Genomic DNA, 17570 nt, shown 5'->3' on the forward strand with positions numbered 1-17570 from the left:
TGAATGCCCACACAGGGGAGTACCCACAATTGAGCTATGACGACTTTGAAGCTTGCAGTTATTCCCGGCGACGGTATCGGTAAAGAGGTTGTTCCCGAAGGCCTGAAGGTTCTGACCAAGGTCCTTGAAGGTTCCGACCTGGAACTTGAAACGACTCAGTTCGATCTGGGCGCTGACCGCTGGCACCGCACCGGTGACACCCTGACCGACGAAGATCTTGAAGCAATCAGGGGAAACGACGTCATCCTTCTGGGTGCTGTTGGTGACCCGTCGGTTCCCTCCGGTGTCCTTGAGCGCGGTCTGTTGCTGAAGCTCCGCTTCGCTCTCGATCACTACGTGAACCTTCGTCCCTCGAAGTACTACGAAGGCGTTGCCTCGCCGCTACGCATTCCCGACAACACAGACTTCGTTGTTGTCCGTGAAGGCACGGAGGGCCTCTACTGTGGCAACGGCGGTGCCGTCCGCGTCGGCACCCCGCACGAGATCGCAACCGAGGTTTCAGTCAACACTGCTTTCGGTGTTGAGCGCGTTGTACGCTACGCGTTTGAAAAGGCCAACGCTCGGCCTCGTAAAAAACTTACTTTGGTGCACAAACACAATGTCCTCGTGAACGCCGGACACCTCTGGCGTCGCACAGTCGAAGCCGTCGGAGCCGAATACCCTGACGTCGCCGTCGACTACTGCCACGTTGACGCGGCCACGATCTACATGGTCACCGACCCGCAACGCTTTGACGTGATCGTCACCGACAACCTGTTCGGCGACATCCTCACCGACGAAGCGGGCGCAGTCACCGGTGGCATCGGCCTGGCCGCATCGGGCAATATCAACCCCGACGGCGCATTCCCGTCGATGTTTGAGCCCGTCCACGGCTCTGCGCCCGACATTGCAGGCCAGGGCAAGGCTGATCCGACTGCAACGATCTCCTCGGTCGCACTGCTGCTTGACCATATTGGCAAGCCGGAACTGGCAGCCAAGGTGGAAGCCGCCATCGAAAAGGACATGGCCGACCGCGCTGCCGCCGATAAGGCAGGCGCTCCGCTGGTTCGCTCCACCTCCGAAATCGGAGACGCGATCTGCGTGGCACTTGCCTGAGCGTATTCTCACCGACTGATGCTCGCCTAGGTTCACATGACGGAACCTTGGCGAGTATCGTCGTATCCACACATATCCTGGACGTAACGCCTACGAAGAGGAGAAATAATGGCGATCCAAGAGCATGTGCCTACTCAGCTGGAATCCTTGGCTGCTCAGCCGATTGGATCCGGTGACGAGCTTGCAGGTCGTTTCCCTCTTACCGTCAACCCGAATCCTGCGTCGCAGGCAGAATACGACGCGGTGATGAATGATCTGACCTTCGGCTGTCAGTTCACCGATCACATGGCCCACATGCGCTGGATCAAGGGTGAAGGTTGGACGGATCGTGGTGTGATTCCTTACGGTCCGCTGGATCTCACGCCGGGTGCTGCGGTTCTGCACTACTCGCAGTCCGTGTTTGAAGGCATCAAGGCGTACCGTCACGATGACGGGTCGATCTGGACCTTCCGCCCGACTTTCAATGCGGCGCGCATCAACCACTCGGCTCGTCGTCTGGCTCTGCCCGAGATGGATCGCGAAGACTTTGTCGCTTCCCTGGTTGACTACGTTCGCGCGGATTCAAAGTGGGTTCCCGAAGGCGATGGCACCAGCCTCTACCTTCGCCCGTTCATGTTCGCCTCCGAGGCATTTGTGGGCGTCCACGCCGCCCAGGTTGTCGACTACTACGTGATCGGCTCGCCGTCCGGCCCGTACTTCAAGTCCGGCCTCACCGGTGTTCCGATCTGGGTCGTGAAGGGCTATCACCGCGCTGGCCCGGGTGGCACCGGTGCTGCGAAGGCGGGTGGCAACTACGCTGCGTCCCTGATGCCGCAGGAAGTCGCTGCTGAAAAGGGCTTCTCGCAGGTCTGCTTCCTGGACACCTACGAGGAAAAGTATCTCGAAGAGCTCGGTGGCATGAACATGTTCGTCGTCATGGCTGACGGCACGATCCGTACGCCCGAACTGTCCGGTGTCATCCTTGAGGGTGGTACGCGTTCTGCAATCTGCCGTATGTTGCGCGAGCAGGGAACCGAGGTTCGTGAAGAAAAGATCGCTCTGGACGAACTGGTTGCGGGCATCCGCTCCGGCGCTGTTTCGGAGATCTTCGCGTGTGGCACGGCCGCCGTCATCACGCCGATTACTCGCCTTGCGAATGATGACTTCGATGTGGAGCTCCCCGTTGGTGAAAAGACGAAGGCTATCCACGCTGAGCTGACCGGTATCCAGATGGGTCACCGTCCGGATCCGTACAACTGGCTCTACCGTCTCGCTTGACTTTCACGTTTTTAACGTAGAGGCCTCGTTGATTTTTATCGACGAGGCCGCCTCCATATACAAGACTGGGCTGTGGGACTGAGTCCCACAGCCCTAAAGCCTTGTGAGGGGCGGAGTTGGATCACTGATCAGCCAGGCGTGCACCTTCAGTCAGTGATTCGAGCTTTGCCCATGCGATCGACGGGTAGACGCGGCCACCCAGGCCGCAGTCGGTCGATGCGACAACGCGTTCCTTGCCGACGATGTCGGTGAACTGGTGGATACGCTGGGCAACCAATTCGGGGTGCTCGACAACGTTTGTGGAGTGAGATACAACGCCCGGGATCAGGTACTTTCCTTCAGGAAGCTCGATGTCCTTCCAGATTGTCCACTCGTGAGCGTGGCGCGCATTCGCTGCCTCGAAGGTCAGGCCATTGGCGTTCACTGCAAGAGCGAGGTCGACGATGTCCTTGAACGGGATGTCCGTGGTGTGCGGGCCGTGCCAGGAACCCCAGCAGACGTGGAAACGGATGAGCTCGGGATCGATACCTGCAAGTGCGTGGTTCAGAGCATCGATACGGACTTGCTGGAAAGCGCGGTACTCCTCGAGTGAAGGGGCAACAGCGAACTGGTCCCAGCCCTCGGCAATATCCGGAGCGTCGATCTGAACGGTCAGGCCTGAGTCGGTGATGCGCTTGTATTCCTCGCGAAGAACATCAGCGAGTGCCCACACGACGGCCTCGTCATCTTCATAGAAGGCGTTGGCGACGCGGGCAGCAGAGCCGGGGGAGATAGCGGCGATGAAGCCATCCTTCACGGACTTTCCAACAGCTTCGAGGGCTGCTTTCGTACCGGCAATATCGGCGTTGACAGCGTCGGTGCCAATGTAGGTGAGTTCCGATGTGATCGTCGGGAAGACAACGGGATTCTTATTCGCAATGTGGATACCGGAATCCGGATCGGAGTAGGCGTCTTGGAAACGTTGCCAGTCTCGGCGCTCTGCGAAGGAAGAGTATGAAATGCGACCTTCGCGGCCTGCCGGAGGACGCATATCGAAACGAGCGGTCTCTTCAGCGGTCAGACCACCGAAACGGGAGAAGGAGTAGGTCCACCATGCGCCGTAGTCGACTGTGTCGAGCATCGCATGACCGTACTCGCCATCGTTAACGACCGAAATGCCGAGCTCAACCTGCTTGGCAATAACCTTGTTTGCTTCTTCCTGAAGAATCAGAGCAAACTCAGCGTCGGAGAGCTCACCCTTTGCGCGCTTCCAGTTCGCGTCGACAAGTTTGGGTGTGCGGGGGAGTGAACCCACATGGGTTGTACGGATAGTCACGTCGGTAATCCTTTCTAGCGACCGCGTCTTGAGCGAAAGATTACGTTTTGGGTACGAGGCGTAGGCCGAGGCGTCCATTGGGTAGGCGAATGTGACAAACTGTCTGTTCACTCAATGACCTCGTCGGACGCGCGTCAACCAATCCTCTTAGGCTTAACGCATTACCTAATTACTGGGAGGACGCTCATGAGCAGGCAGCTTCGCTCCGCGACTTCAACGCAGGGCCGCAATATGGCTGGTGCCCGTGCGCTCTGGCGCGCGACGGGTATGAGAGATAGCGACTTCGGGAAGCCGATTATTGCCGTCGTTAACTCGTTCACCGAATTTGTGCCTGGACACGTCCACCTTCGTAACGTTGGCAAGCTTGTCGCTGACGCAATCGTTGAAGCTGGCGGCGTTGCCAAGGAAATGAACACGATTGCCGTCGATGATGGTATTGCGATGGGCCATGGTGGCATGCTCTACTCGCTCCCCAGCCGCGAGGTCATCTCCGACTCCGTTGAATACATGGTGAATGCCCACTGTGCGGACGCCATGGTCTGCATCTCCAACTGTGACAAGATCACGCCCGGCATGTTGATCGCTGCGATGCGCCTTAACATCCCCGTTGTTTTCGTCTCCGGCGGCCCGATGGAAGCTGGCAAGAACATCGATCCGTCCGTGATCATTGGCGACGCAAAGACCGGCCACGGCAACCTCATCACCGTTATGAATGCGACGGCGAACGACGAGGTTTCCGACGATGCGCTGCTCGCCATCGAGAAGCTTGCTTGCCCGACCTGTGGTTCCTGCTCTGGCATGTTCACCGCGAACTCGATGAACTGTCTGACCGAGGCCCTTGGCCTGTCGTTGCCCGGTAACGGCTCAACCCTCGCCACCCAGGTTGCTCGCCGCGACCTGTTCGTGCGCGCAGGCGAAATGGTCGTTGACCTCTGCCACCGCTACTACGACGAGGAAGATGATTCCGTCCTGCCTCGTAACATCGCGAACAAGGATGCCTTCCACAACGCGATGACACTGGATATGGCGATGGGAGGATCCTCGAACACCGTCCTGCACCTGCTGGCAGTTGCGCACGAAGGCGGAATTGACTTCGACCTCGAAGACATCGCAGAACTGGGACGCACCGTCCCGTGCCTGTCCAAGGTTGCACCGAACCACAACGACTACCACATGGAAGATGTCCACCGAGCAGGCGGTATTCCGCGCATTCTTGGTGAACTTGACCGTGGTGGGTTCCTCACCCACACCGTCCACACCATCCACTCGCCGTCGCTGGACGAGTGGCTGGGAGCATGGGATCCGAAGTCGCCTACCGTCACCGACGAAGCGATCGAACTTTGGAAGGCTGCGCCTGGAAACGTGCGCACCACCGAACCGTTCTCTACCTCGAATAAGTGGGCTGAACTCGACCTCGATCAGGAAAATGGTTGCGTCCGCGATATCGAGCACGCCTACACCGCAAACGGTGGCCTGACCGTTCTCTTCGGCAACCTTGCCCCCGAAGGCGCCATCATCAAGGCAGCCGGTATTGACCCGTCTCTCTTCCACTTCGAAGGCCGAGCGCGCGTCATGGAATCCCAGGACGAAGCCATCGAAAAGATCCTCGACAAGACCGTCGAAGCTGGCGACGTTGTTGTCATTCGCTACGAGGGGCCCGCAGGGGGGCCGGGCATGCAGGAAATGCTCTACCCGACCTCCTTTATCAAGGGACGAGGCCTTGGTAAAGCCTGCGCCCTCATCACCGACGGTCGTTTCTCCGGCGGCACGTCTGGCATCTCCGTTGGACACATTTCGCCTGAGGCTGCTGACGGTGGTCTTATCGGCCTGATCGAAGACGGCGATCCGATCATCATCGACGTGAACGAGGGTCTTCTGCAGCTCGATGTCCCCGAAGAGGAAATCGAACGCCGTCGCGCCGCTCAGGAAGCACGCGAACACCCGTGGACTCCGCTGAACCGTGACCGCGTTGTCTCACCCGCACTGCAGCTCTACGCCGCAACGGCAATGAGCGCATCGAAGGGCGCAGCGCGCGACGTCGCGCGCGTCCTCCGTTGAACGTTGAATCAGTGGTCGCGGCCTCGTCGATTGTGATGAGGCCACCCACCCATATCTGAACGGTTAGCCCAACACGACCTGACCAGACCAAAGCGCACACGCGCTGAACTCGAGGGAGCTGGCAATGAGCGAACACGTTGCCCTGTACGACACGACCTTGCGCGACGGAGCCCAACAGGAGGGCATTTCCCTGTCCGTCGCTGACAAGCTCGCAGCACTACCCATTGTGGACGAGCTGGGCGTCGACTACATCGAAGGCGGATGGCCGGGCGCGATTCCGAAAGATACGCAGTTCTTCCAGCGTGCTCGCGGTATCCAGTTGCGTCACGCGCGCCTTGCAGCCTTTGGTGCCACCACGAAAGCCGGCGTTCGGGCATCCGAGGATCGCCAGGTTGCTGGGCTTGCTGAATCAGGCGCATCGGTCGTCACGCTGGTTGCGAAGTCGGATCCTCGCCATGTGACGCGTGCGCTACGAACAACGCTCGAAGAAAACCTGCGCATGGTGCGTGACACCGTCGAATACCTGACGGGCGAAGGTATCGACGTCATGGTCGATCTGGAGCACTACTTCGACGGGCTCGCATTCGATCCTTCATATGGAATTGAAGTGATGCTCGAGGCCGCGCGCGCTGGAGCCGTCGCAGTTATTCCGTGCGACACGAACGGTGGAAACCTGCCGTCGACTATCGGTGCGCTGACGGCGCGTTCGCGTCAAGCTTTGGATGAGGCCGGGTGCGGTTTAACGGTGCTCGGCATTCACGCTCACAACGACACCGGGTGCGCGGTAGCGAACACCATTGCTGCCGTGGAAGCGGGGGCGCGTCAGGTCCAGGGTACAGTCAACGGCTACGGTGAACGCACCGGTAATGCGAACCTGCTAACGTGTGCGGCGAACCTGCAGATCAAGTGTGGTTTTGATGTGATCCCGGACGATGCGCTCTCGTCGCTGGACTCCGTGTCCCACCGCATTGCGGAGCTCGTGAACATCACGCCGTTCGCGCGCGACCCCTACGTTGGAACCTCGGCATTCGCACACAAGGCTGGCCTGCACGCATCCGCGATCCGCGTCGATCCCGATCTGTACCAGCACATCGATCCCTCCCTGGTAGGGAACGGCATGCGGATGCTGGTATCCGAAATGGCTGGAAAGTCCTCAATCGAGCTGAAGGCTGAGGAACTCGGCATCGACCTGACTGCTCTTCCGAATGCCGCGGGCGTGCTGGCGGCAAAGGTGAAGGAACGCGAAGCTGCCGGCTACACCTACGATGCTGCCGACGCTTCTTTCGAACTGCTGGCGCTGGGCGAACTTGGGCAGATGCCACGCTTCGTCCGCGTCGAGTCCTGGAAGGTGACGACTCAGGAAATCGCCGAAGTCAAGGGCGATCCCTTCGCCGAATCGGAAGCAACCGTCAAGATTCACACGGAACGCCGTCACATTCGAACGGCCGAAGGAAATGGGCCTGTGAATGCTCTCGACCGGGCACTCCGTCACGTATTGACTCGCGATTACCCGGTGTGCGCGAGCTTCAAGCTCTCCGACTTCAAGGTGCGTATTCTGGACGAGGATCGTGCGGGCACCGACTCCACGATTCGCGTTCTGATTGAAACCACTGACGGACACCGCTCCTGGTCGACCGTTGGTATCGGTACGGATATTATCGAGGCCTCGTGGGAAGCACTCTTCGACGCCTACATGTGGGGGCTGTTGCATTCGGGCGTGGCGCCACTGTTGCGTGAGTGAACTTCAGCTGAAAACGCTGGCACGATTCGCATTGCGGGGCGTGGCGGAGGACAATTAAGCCATGCATGGAGAGTACAAAGTTCCCGGTGGCAAGCTCGTCGTTGTTGACTGCGACGTGGAAAACGACTCGATAGTGAATGTGCGCCTCTCTGGCGACTTCTTCCTTGACCCCGATGATGCGCTACTGCGTATGACGGGCGCGCTTGAAGGTGCCCCCGCATCACTGTCGGGTGTTGAGATCGCATCGCGCGTTGAAGCTGGCCTGGATCCCGATGACGTTCTCATGGGTGTTACGCCCGCCGCTGTTGGCGTGGCCGTTCGTCGTGCTCTGGGACATGCGCTCTCTTGGGATGACATCGATTTCGAGGTCATTCACGGTCCCGTTGTCGACCCGATGATTAACGTTGCCATGGACGAGACCCTGGTCGAAGATGTTGCGGCTGGTCGCCGTAAGCCGTTCATGCGACTCTGGGAATGGAACGGCCCGCAGGTTGTCATCGGTTCCTTCCAGTCCTACCAGAACGAGATCCAGCAGGATGGCGTCGAACGCTACGGCATTACCGTGTCCCGTCGCGTCACCGGCGGCGGCGCTATGTTCATGGAGCCCGGCAACTGCGTCACGTACTCGCTGGTTATTCCGACCGCTCTGGTTGAAGGAATGAGTTTCGAACAGTCATACCCTTTCCTGGACCAGTGGGTCATGGAAGTCCTGGCAAAGCTAGGCGTGAAGGCGAAGTACATTCCGCTGAATGACATTGCGTCCGAAGCGGGCAAGATCGGCGGTGCAGCACAAAAGCGCTGGTCAAACGGCTACATGGTTCACCACGTGACAATGGCCTACGACATCGACGCAGTGAAGATGAACGAGGTTCTGCGCATCGGCATGGAAAAGATCCGCGACAAAGGAACCCGTAGCGCTGTCAAGCGTGTTGACCCGATGCGCTCCCAGATCGGTCTGCCACGCGAGCAGATCCTCGACACCTTCTACGACCATTTCAAGACGAAGTACAACGCTACTGACGGTGAAATCACTGAAGCCGACATCCAGCGTGCGAAGGAACGGTGCGAAACGAAGTTCGCGACCTACGAGTGGGTGCACCGCATTCCGTGATTGGTCAGAGCTGATCCCCGCGGCTTGTCTCAGTCGCGAGGATGTTGTCAAGAGCCAGTGATTATTGAGAGCTGAGAGACGTACTCAATTCCTCGTAGGAAACTCCGTTCTCCGCCGACTTCTCGAATCAGATCAAGGGTGAGATAGACACGCGTCATGCTCATGTCCCAGTTTTGCATCTAGCCCAGGTTACGCGCCCCGAAAACGGCGGTGCCGACGCGGACGATTGTTGCGCCTTCGGCGATCGCCCAGTGAAGATCATTCGACATTCCCATCGACAGTTCCAGCTTGCTCATCGCGTACGAGACCCTGATTCGATCTCGGATCTTGCGAAGCAGTGCGTACGCGGAGCGAACATCAGCCTCGACAGGGGAATTCAGCCCAACTGTCATGAAGCCACTGAGCTTCAAGTGTTCTGACCTCACGACTGCCTCAACGACAGAATCAACGCCTGCCGGCTGGCACCCGTGTTTCGTGTCTTCACCGGACACGTTGACCTCGATGAAAACCGGCAGGGAAGTGGAAAGACGCTGGTCGATCTTCGCGGCGAGCGCTACAGAATCGAGGGATTCAATCAGATCGACGCACGCCAACGCTTGATTGATCTTGTTCGATTGCAGTGGTCCGATCAAGTGCACGTGAGAGCCTTCGACGCTACGGATAGCATCGACGGTATCTCGGGCTTCCTGAACGCGATTGTGGCCAAGCAAGATCGGCTGCCCAAGGTCTTTCAACAGCCGTGCCGCTTGCGCGCATTCCTCGGCGGATCGCGTCTTCACGGCAAGCTCGAGCGCAACTTTTTGCGATGCCCCATACTGGGTGCGCGCAACCTCAATCCGTTCCAACGCGTGCTGAATTCCCGCCTGAATGTTCATAGGTGAATCGTACGGCAGTCCGGCCTCGTACCCCCTGAATAATCCCTGACTTGCTCTGAACAACTGGCTTTCGAAGAGCGCGCCCAACGCGCATGCGAGATAATTGATGCAGCTTCACCAACGACTTCAAGGAGACTTCGTGCGCACGCTGCTCAACATCATTTGGCTACTCTTCGGTGGCATCTGGCTTTGGCTGGGATACCTGCTGGCCGGCATCATCGCGTGCGTTTTCATTGTGACGATCCCGGCTGGCCTGGCGTGCTTCCGTATCGCACAGTACGTGCTCTGGCCGTTCGGGCGTAGTGTTGTGCCTCTGCCACATGCGGGCGCGGGGTCGACTCTGATGAACGTCGTCTGGTTCCTGATCGCTGGACTCTGGCTCGCAATGGGGCACGTAGCAACAGCTGTTGCGCAAGCCGTGACGATCGTCGGTATTCCGGTGGCGCTTGCGAATCTGAAGATGATTCCGGTGACGTGCTTCCCGTTCGGAAAGACTGTGGTTTCTGATCCGCGCGCAGTAATCATCTGAGCAGGTGCATCCAAGTGGGGAAAAAGAAAGCGAATTCGAGTTCGCCGTCGGGTCCGACTCGTGCGATTGAAGCATTGAATAAGGCCGGGATTTTCTTCACCTTGCACGAATACGAGCATTCGCCCGAAGCTCGCACGTATGGTGGTGAAACGGTTGAGAAGCTCGGTGTTAATCCGGCGACTGCATTTAAAACGCTGATGGTTAAACTGAATACCGGCGAGTTCGTTGTCGGGATTATCCCGGTTCTTCATCATCTGTCGATGAAGCTGATCGCGAAGGCTGCGGGTGCGAAGAACGCTGAGATGGCGGATCCTGCTGTCGCGCAGCGTCGTACGGGATACGTGGTGGGCGGGATTTCTCCGCTGGGACAGACGACTTCGCACCGTTTATTTGTTGATGAGTCCTGTTTGGACCATGACACGATGATCGTGTCAGGTGGTAGGCGCGGCTATTCGGTGGAGTTGAGCCCGCTGGACTTTATCGATGTGTCAGGCGCCGAATGTGTTCCGCTGACTGCGATCGACTAGGTGAATACAGGCCCGGCGTCTGCTGAGCCGTTAGAGATGAAAACCCTGAAGCAGGCTTGCGATAGGAAACTCTCTCTTTTCTGCTGCCCGAGCAAGCTTCAGATCATTCGTGCAGAAAGTGATCTGAGTAGTGGGACTTGTCAGGATCGAAGCTGTTGCAAGGTGAATCGCATCGAGGCTCTTGAGCTTGCCGGTGAACTTCTTAGTGCGGGCCTACGGACAGTAGGGTCAGCGCGACTCCGTCTTGGCGATCGGATTCAACAAGGTCGATCAGGGCGACGAGGTGCCAGTCGCCATCGCCATTCGGATCAAGCAGTGTCTGAGTCGCCAACCAATACGTGTGGTCACCGTCCGCCTCGGCGCCAGCAACCTCAAGATCTGCGGGGGAAGGGTGCTCATTCAATTCGCACAATGAGGCCGACCGGGCTTCCTGATCGATCCCGATCCAGTCATACTCTGCCCAGTAGCGCTCCAACACGTGATCCCAACGTTCTTCATCCCACCCGGAATCGGCGTCCTCGCGCGCCAGAGCCTCAACCGCGTCGCGGCTCATCAGTTCTACACGATGGAACATCGCCTTACGCACTGCCGTACGGAATGCATGCTTGTTCGTCGTAAACGCGATCGTTCCGTCCTCGTCAGCGCCGAACGCAACCTCGTTTCCAACCGTCTGTGTAGCAGAATTCGAGGCCTTGCCTTCAGCCAATGCCTCCCACTCGTCCAACAAGGAGGAGTCAACCGCACGAATCAGGCAAGCCAGCCAATCGATGATCGCCTCGACCTCGTCCGTCATCGCATCATCGGGAATAATCTGCTTCATGCCACGATATGCATCCGTCAAATAACGCAACAGCACGCCCTCGGAACGTCCCACGTCGTAACGGGAAACAAGCTCCGTGAATGTCATCGCGTTCTCAACCATCTCACGGACAACTGACTTTGGAGAAATCTCAAGATTCCCGATCCAAGGATTCGCCTTCACATAGGTTGCGAACGCCGACTCCAACAGATGAGCCAACGGCATCGGCCACGTTACCGATTCCAATGCTTCCATACGTTCGTCATACTCCATGCCCTCGGCCTTCATCGCGGCGACGGCCTCACCCTTGGCTACAGAACGCTGGGCAAAGAGCAGTGGACGAGGATCATCGAGAACCGATTCCACAACGGACAGAACATCAAGCGCATATGACGGCGAGTCAGGATCCAAGAGTTCAATCGCAGCAAGTGCAAACGGCGACAGGGGCTGATTCAATGCAAAATCATCGGGCAAATCAGTTGCCGCACGGAGCCTGGGACGATGTTCCTTCAACGCTTGAGCGGTAGAGACGTGCTCGACTACGCCCGCCTGCAACAACGAGGAGTAGATGTCGCCCAAGCGGCGAAGATGTGGGTTCGAGTCCTGGGAACGGTCATCGTTGCCCACGGCCAGCTCCACCAAATGGGCTCCAGGATCACGCCCTGCAACTTCCGCTCCGGCAAGAACATTCAAGACCATCGAGTGCGTCATTGAGAACTGTGAACGCAACTGTTCGGGCTGCTCTTGCGTCAAACGCGTGAACGTCGCCTTTGTCCACGAGATCGTTCCGTCGCCAGGACCCTTACTCTTCTTCGCATGCTTCTTCTGGGCGCGCTTCAACTCACGCACGTCGCGAGCCGCTTCCTGGGCCGCACTGAGCTTCGCGCGCTCGCGGGCAGCCTCAATCTCATGCTCAGGAGCAAGAACACGCACATAGCCGACGGTGTCGAAGCCAGCGCGACCTGCACGACCAGCAATTTGATGGAATTCACGTGCTGATAGGTGACGCATCTTGTTGCCATCGAACTTCACCAATGACGTCAACAACACCGTGCGAATGGGCACGTTGATACCAACACCAAGAGTGTCAGTTCCGCACACGATGGGGAGCAAGCCCTGCTGTGTGAGGCGTTCAACCAGTCGGCGATAGCGGGGGAGCATACCGGCATGGTGAACACCAATTCCCTGGGTGAGTAGAGACCGCAGAGTCTGACCGAATCCCTTCGCAAAGCTCACGGTTGCAAGCTCGGCGTTGATCTTCTTCTTTTGGTCATCGCTGATCAACGTGCGCTTATTAAATGATTGCGCAGTTGAAACGGCATCTTTCTGAGAAAAATGCACGATGTAGACCGGCCAGCGGCCCTCGTTGAACAGGCGCTCGACCGTGTCATCCAAACGATCGACAACATATTCAAATTCAAGAGGAACCGGGCGCTTCGCATTATCAATTAACGCGACCTCGCGTCCGGTGCGTTCCTGCCACGTACGACGGAAGAACGCGGTGTCACCAAGTGTCGCAGACATCGCGACAAACTGAGGTTTCGTGAGCTCCAGCAGGGGAATCTGCCATGCTGATCCTCGCTGCGGATCCCCGTAATAGTGGAACTCATCCATCACGATCATGTCCGCATCCAAGGATGGGCCTTCACGCAGAGACTGATTCGCCAAGATTTCAGCCGTGCAGCAGATAATCGGCGCCAGAGGATTGAGGGACACGTCGCCCGTCACCATGCCAACGTTCTGCGCACCAAAAAGTGCGACCAGATCGAAGAACTTCTCTGAAACAAGAGCCTTCAGAGGTGCTGTGTAATACGAGCGCCCACCATTCGCCATCGACACGAAGTGCGCGGCCAACGCGATCATCGACTTGCCCGACCCAGTTGGGGTTGCAGCAATAATGTGCTTCCCGTCGAGGAGCTCAAGGAACGACTCTTCCTGATGCGGATACAGTGGCCTGCCCGTTGAGGCCGCCCACGAAGTAAACGCTTCGTAGAGCGCATCAGGATCCTTCAACAGGCCATCGTCTTCCAACTGGTCCAGAAGTTCATTCAAGCTCGCTGTCATGGTCCCATTGTCCCAGAAAGACGACTGCCCCCAAACGCTCGTTATTAAATGTTTGGATAGAAGGGACAGGCGATGTGAGCCTGTGAATAACTGCCTGTTTAAGGAAACGCGTTCAACGATGAGCCTCGTACCCCGACCGCCAACTGGAAGTGCACCCAAGTGGTCACGTTGTGGATCGAAAAACGGGGAAAGCAGATCATGTGCCATGCTTAGCGCGTCCCGTTAGCCGTAACCCACCACAGTGGTGGACAAGAAAGGAGTGCGACGTGGAAGACCTTGCAAATCAGATTCTGGCGGTCGCAGACTGGCTCACGTTACACGTGACAGTCTGGGTTCTCGTTGGCACCGGCCTTTTCCTGACCATCGCTTCTCGTGGTGTGCAACTGAGGCATTTCCCGTCGATGATTCGCGCTGTCACCGGCTCGCGTCAAGGCGCGAAGGGCGGCATCTCGTCCTTCCAGGCGTTCACGATTTCGCTCGCCGCCCGCGTCGGCGTCGGCAACGTGTTCGGCGTGGCAGCAGCTTTGCTGATGGGTGGTCCGGGCGCAATTTTCTGGATGTGGATCGTCGCCCTCGTCGGGATGGCGACCGCATTCTTCGAGGCAACGCTCGCGCAGGTCTTCAAAGTCCGCGTTGCTGACGGCACATTCCGTGGCGGTCCCGCGTACTACATTTCGCTCGGTATGAAGAACAAGGTACTTGCCTCAGTCTTCGCTGTCATCACCGTTGTCACCTGCGCATTCGTCATCACCTCCGTCCAGTCGAACGCCATCGCAGGAACCCTGCTCTCTGCACTTGGTGACGCCGGCTCTGAGCCCGTCATCGCTTCACTCACCCGGGCACAGATCATCATCGGTGCCCTGCTGTTCGTCTTCTCCTCCATGGTCATCTTCGGCGGTATCCGCACCGTCGCCCGCGTGACCGAATGGATGGCCCCGATCATGGCCACGATCTACGTCATCATGGTCGCGATCATCGTCATCATGAACATCGGCCAGTTCGGAGCCGTCCTCGGCCAGATCTTCTCCTCCGCATTCGCGCCCCAGCCACTCGTTGGTGGCCTCGGTGGTGGCATTCTCGCCGCCCTGATCAACGGCACGAAGCGAGGCCTCTTCTCGAACGAAGCCGGCCAGGGCACTGCCCCGAACGCCGCTGCAACCGCGACTGTTGCGCACCCCGTGTCCCAGGGGCTCATTCAGTCCCTCGGCGTTTTCATCGATACGGTCATCGTGTGTACCGCCACCGCGTTCGTCATCCTGATCGCAGGCCCGGATGTCTGGGGAGCCGAGGGTATCAGTCCCGCAAACCTGACCTCCGTGGCCGTCGCGAACGAGCTCGGTCAATGGACCATCATGCCGATGGCCGTCCTCATCTTCGTCCTCGCGTACTCGTCGATCATCGCCGCATACGTCTACTCCGAAACGAACATGACGTTCGTGACCGGCAAGAAGTGGGCAACCTGGACTGTTCGCGTTATCTCCGTCGGGTCCGTTGTCCTCGGTGCGCTGGTCTCGCTAGACCTGGTCTGGAACGCCGTCGATATTGCGATGGCCATCATGACCGTCACCAACCTGATCGCCCTGCTCTGGCTCTCGAAGTGGGGCCTGGGTGCCCTGCGCGACTACGAAGCTCAGCGCAAGGCCGGCGTCGAGATCCCCGTTTTCGTCGGCACGGACAATCCGCTACTTCCCGGCGATCTGCCGACCGACACCTGGGCCGAGGAAAAAGTCTCCTGATGCCGCGCGATTGGACTTCCCGTCCGCCTTCGAAGTTGCTTGCTGAAACGGCTTCGTATTGACGAAGCCCATCAGAAAGCCATCCTGACTCAACGCCGGTGCTCCGGGCTCATGCCCGAGGCACCGGCGTTTTACCACACTGTTCACCTTCAGATCGACGAGATCGCCACCGCTTTGTAGGCAATCCCCTCACGTTCAGACAATTGCGTGTTGTGTGGATTCCACCGACTACGTCGGCGGGGCCAACGCGCCACGCAAAACTTGCCCTCGGGGACAACCTGCCTCCGCGGTGGCATATTCTGCTGGCCACACGGTGCCCTGAACATTGCCAGCGTGTGCGCCCTGTTCCGACAAAAAGGCGCTCGCGGTTTAGGCTTTGACTATGAAGATCGTGCGTTTTTCTGACGGTGACTCACCACGTTATGGAGCCCTTGAAGATGGCTCAACCCGAATCGTTGTCCTGAAGGGCGACCCGCTGTTCAATCCGGTTGAGCCCGATGGGCGAATCGTTGAGCTTGATGAAGTTCGCTTGCTTTCTCCGGTCATTCCGCGTTCCAAGGTCGTTGCGATCGGTAAGAACTACGCCGATCATGCGCGCGAAATGGGAGGCGAAGCCCCGGATATGCCGGTCGTCTTCTTGAAGCCGAACACCTCTGTCATCGGCCCCGATGATCCGATCATTCGCCCGTCCTGGTGCGATGAACTGCATCATGAAGGCGAGCTCGCAGTCATTATTAAGTCCCTGGCAAAGGATGTTCCGGTTGAGGACGTCGACAAGGTCATCCTTGGATACACCATTGCAAACGACGTGACCGCTCGTGATATTCAGCGAGCCGACTCGCAGTGGACTCGCGCAAAGGGCTTCGACACGTCCTGCCCGCTGGGGCCCTGGATCACCGTTGACCCGAACTTGGATATCAACAACCTGCGGATCACGACCACGGTCGATGGCGAAGTTCGCCAAGACGATACGACCGCCAACATGATCCACACTGTTGCGGAACTTCTCTCCTACGTGTCGTCGATCTTCACGCTATTGCCCGGCGATGTCATCATCACCGGAACCCCCAAGGGGGTCAGCGAAATGAAACCCGGTCAAACCGTTGAGGTCACCATCGAAGGCATCGGCACCCTTCGCAACATGGTTCGAGACCCCGAATAGTAGCGCCCCTTTTGCCTGTTAGACCTGTGGGGAGCAGTTCAATGAACTGCTCCCCACAGGTCTGTTTTTAGGTGCTTGGCCCTGTCAATCGCCAGAAAGCCAGCCGGTTAAAAATCAGCCCAGACGTGCACCCGCGACCAAGGCGAGAACGCGGTCGATCATCTCCGCAATTGTTTCGTGCGAGCATGCCAGGTTGATGCGCGCCCAATCGGCGTAGTCGGCGCCCAGAGTCTTACCGTCATTGACTGCGATTCCGGCTTGCTCGCGCAGAGCGATCGCAGGTGAAGGATTCAGGCCCAAGCCCGCGAATCCCCACCACGACAAGTACGTGCCCTGCGGGCGAACGAAATCAATGGGGGAGTGTGCGATCGCAGCCTCGAGTGCATCGACGTTCAAGCGAATATAGTCGCGGACTTCGTCGAGCCACTCGACACCATTCTCGTAGGCTTCGATCGTGCCAACAGTGCCGATCGTCGAAGCGTGGACATGCAGTTTTTGACCCTGCTCATCCCAGCGCTCACGAAGCGCCTCGTCGGGAAGAATCACTTGAGCGGACGGAAGCCCCGCGATATTCCACCCCTTCGACGCAGCGGTCGCCGTCACCGTGTGCGCGGCAAAACGCGGATCAAGACGAGCGTAGGAGAGGAAAGGAACCTCGTCGAGGACCAGGGGAGAATGGATCTCGTCGCTGAACACGAGAGCGTCATACTGGCTGACCAGCTCGCCGAGCGCGCGAAGTTCAGCTTCGTCAAAAACACGGCCGGTCGGATTCCACGGGTTGCAGAGAATCACGAGGCCCGCTCCAGCCTCAAGACCTGTTTTGATGCCCTCCAGATCGAGCGCCCACCCCTTGTCACCGGCAGTATCGCCGTGAAGGGAGGGAACCTCGATAACGGGGTGGCCAGCCTCGGTGGGCATTGAAAGGAAAGGCATATAAGCCGGCGTCGGAACGATCACCGGCGTACCCGGGCGCATCAACTTGGTCATCGTCAGTTCCAATGCGGGGAGAACGGACGTCACTAGACGAACCTGGTCCGGGCGCAGATCCCAGCCGAAACGACGCTTTTGGAAAGAGGCGGTTGCTTCAGCAAGCTTCGGTGCCAACCACGACGGCTGGTAGCCCAATAGTCCATCATTGATGCAATCCGTCATCGCCTTCGCGACGCTGGGAGCAGTACCGAAATCCATCTCGGCAACCCACGCGCCGATCGTGGGGGAGCCATCCTTACGGGTTATCCCCGTCCATTTCAACGAGCCCACGCGATGAAGCTCAGCATCAGTAAAAGTACGAATTGGCACGA

The 17570-nt window shown here is 58.3% G+C and carries 13 protein-coding genes; 9 read left to right on the plus strand and 4 right to left on the minus strand.

Going from position 1 to position 17570, the window contains the following annotated elements:
- The first annotated feature begins 36 nt into the window (after positions 1 to 36).
- Entirely contained in the window at positions 37 to 1095 is a 1059-nt protein-coding gene (locus G5S47_RS02210; protein ID WP_179370538.1) for a 3-isopropylmalate dehydrogenase, read from the plus strand.
- Positions 1096 to 1203: 108 nt separating this feature from the next.
- Entirely contained in the window at positions 1204 to 2352 is a 1149-nt protein-coding gene (locus tag G5S47_RS02215; protein WP_103633505.1) for a branched-chain amino acid aminotransferase, read from the plus strand.
- 121 nt (positions 2353 to 2473) lie between these two features.
- Here the strand turns inward: G5S47_RS02215 and G5S47_RS02220 are convergent, their stop codons facing one another.
- The gene (locus tag G5S47_RS02220) at positions 2474 to 3667 is read right to left on the minus strand and encodes a cobalamin-independent methionine synthase II family protein (protein WP_219585725.1); all 1194 of its coding nucleotides are present in this window, start codon (positions 3665 to 3667) and stop codon (positions 2474 to 2476) included.
- Positions 3668 to 3853: 186 nt separating this feature from the next.
- On the opposite strand from G5S47_RS02220, the gene ilvD reads away from it, so the two are divergent.
- The 3 genes from ilvD (at position 3854) to lplAB (ending at position 8577) form a co-directional block, all read left to right on the plus strand.
- Complete coding sequence (gene ilvD / locus G5S47_RS02225) at positions 3854 to 5725, plus strand: dihydroxy-acid dehydratase (protein ID WP_179370537.1); 1872 nt, start codon at positions 3854 to 3856, stop codon at positions 5723 to 5725.
- Between the two features lie 124 nt (positions 5726 to 5849).
- The gene (gene cimA / locus G5S47_RS02230; protein ID WP_179370536.1) at positions 5850 to 7466 is read left to right on the plus strand and encodes a citramalate synthase; all 1617 of its coding nucleotides are present in this window, start codon (positions 5850 to 5852) and stop codon (positions 7464 to 7466) included.
- Positions 7467 to 7527: 61 nt separating this feature from the next.
- Positions 7528 to 8577, plus strand: a complete 1050-nt coding sequence (lplAB, locus tag G5S47_RS02235) for a lipoate-protein ligase LplAB (RefSeq protein WP_103633508.1) — start codon at positions 7528 to 7530, stop codon at positions 8575 to 8577.
- A 179-nt stretch (positions 8578 to 8756) separates the two neighbouring features.
- Here the strand turns inward: lplAB and G5S47_RS02240 are convergent, their stop codons facing one another.
- Positions 8757 to 9452 carry a YggS family pyridoxal phosphate-dependent enzyme gene (locus tag G5S47_RS02240; protein WP_219585726.1) on the minus strand — a complete coding sequence of 232 codons (696 nt, stop codon included), beginning with the start codon at positions 9450 to 9452 and terminating at the stop codon, positions 8757 to 8759.
- A gap of 139 nt (positions 9453 to 9591) precedes the next feature.
- Here G5S47_RS02240 and G5S47_RS02245 point away from each other — a divergent pair, with 139 nt between their 5' ends.
- Positions 9592 to 9981, plus strand: a complete 390-nt coding sequence (locus G5S47_RS02245; protein WP_006681787.1) for a YccF domain-containing protein — start codon at positions 9592 to 9594, stop codon at positions 9979 to 9981.
- 14 nt (positions 9982 to 9995) lie between these two features.
- Entirely contained in the window at positions 9996 to 10508 is a 513-nt protein-coding gene (gene ybaK, locus G5S47_RS02250; protein WP_219585727.1) for a Cys-tRNA(Pro) deacylase, read from the plus strand.
- Positions 10509 to 10710: 202 nt separating this feature from the next.
- On the opposite strand, the gene G5S47_RS02255 is transcribed toward ybaK, so the two are convergent.
- Positions 10711 to 13371: a DEAD/DEAH box helicase gene (locus G5S47_RS02255; protein WP_219585728.1), complete on the minus strand. Its 2661-nt coding sequence runs from the start codon at positions 13369 to 13371 to the stop codon at positions 10711 to 10713.
- A gap of 266 nt (positions 13372 to 13637) precedes the next feature.
- Here G5S47_RS02255 and G5S47_RS02260 point away from each other — a divergent pair, with 266 nt between their 5' ends.
- A complete protein-coding gene (locus tag G5S47_RS02260; protein ID WP_219585729.1) occupies positions 13638 to 15107 on the plus strand; it encodes an alanine/glycine:cation symporter family protein in 1470 nt (489 codons plus the stop codon).
- A gap of 382 nt (positions 15108 to 15489) precedes the next feature.
- A complete protein-coding gene (locus tag G5S47_RS02265) occupies positions 15490 to 16269 on the plus strand; it encodes a fumarylacetoacetate hydrolase family protein (RefSeq protein WP_219585730.1) in 780 nt (259 codons plus the stop codon).
- A 114-nt stretch (positions 16270 to 16383) separates the two neighbouring features.
- Here the strand turns inward: G5S47_RS02265 and G5S47_RS02270 are convergent, their stop codons facing one another.
- Positions 16384 to 17568, minus strand: coding sequence for a MalY/PatB family protein (locus G5S47_RS02270; protein WP_219585731.1), 1185 nt, complete (start codon positions 17566 to 17568; stop codon positions 16384 to 16386).
- Positions 17569 to 17570 lie beyond the last annotated feature (2 nt).

Source organism: Schaalia turicensis, assembly GCF_019380255.1.
In the GTDB taxonomy this organism is placed as follows: Bacteria; Actinomycetota; Actinomycetes; order Actinomycetales; family Actinomycetaceae; genus Pauljensenia; species Pauljensenia turicensis_A.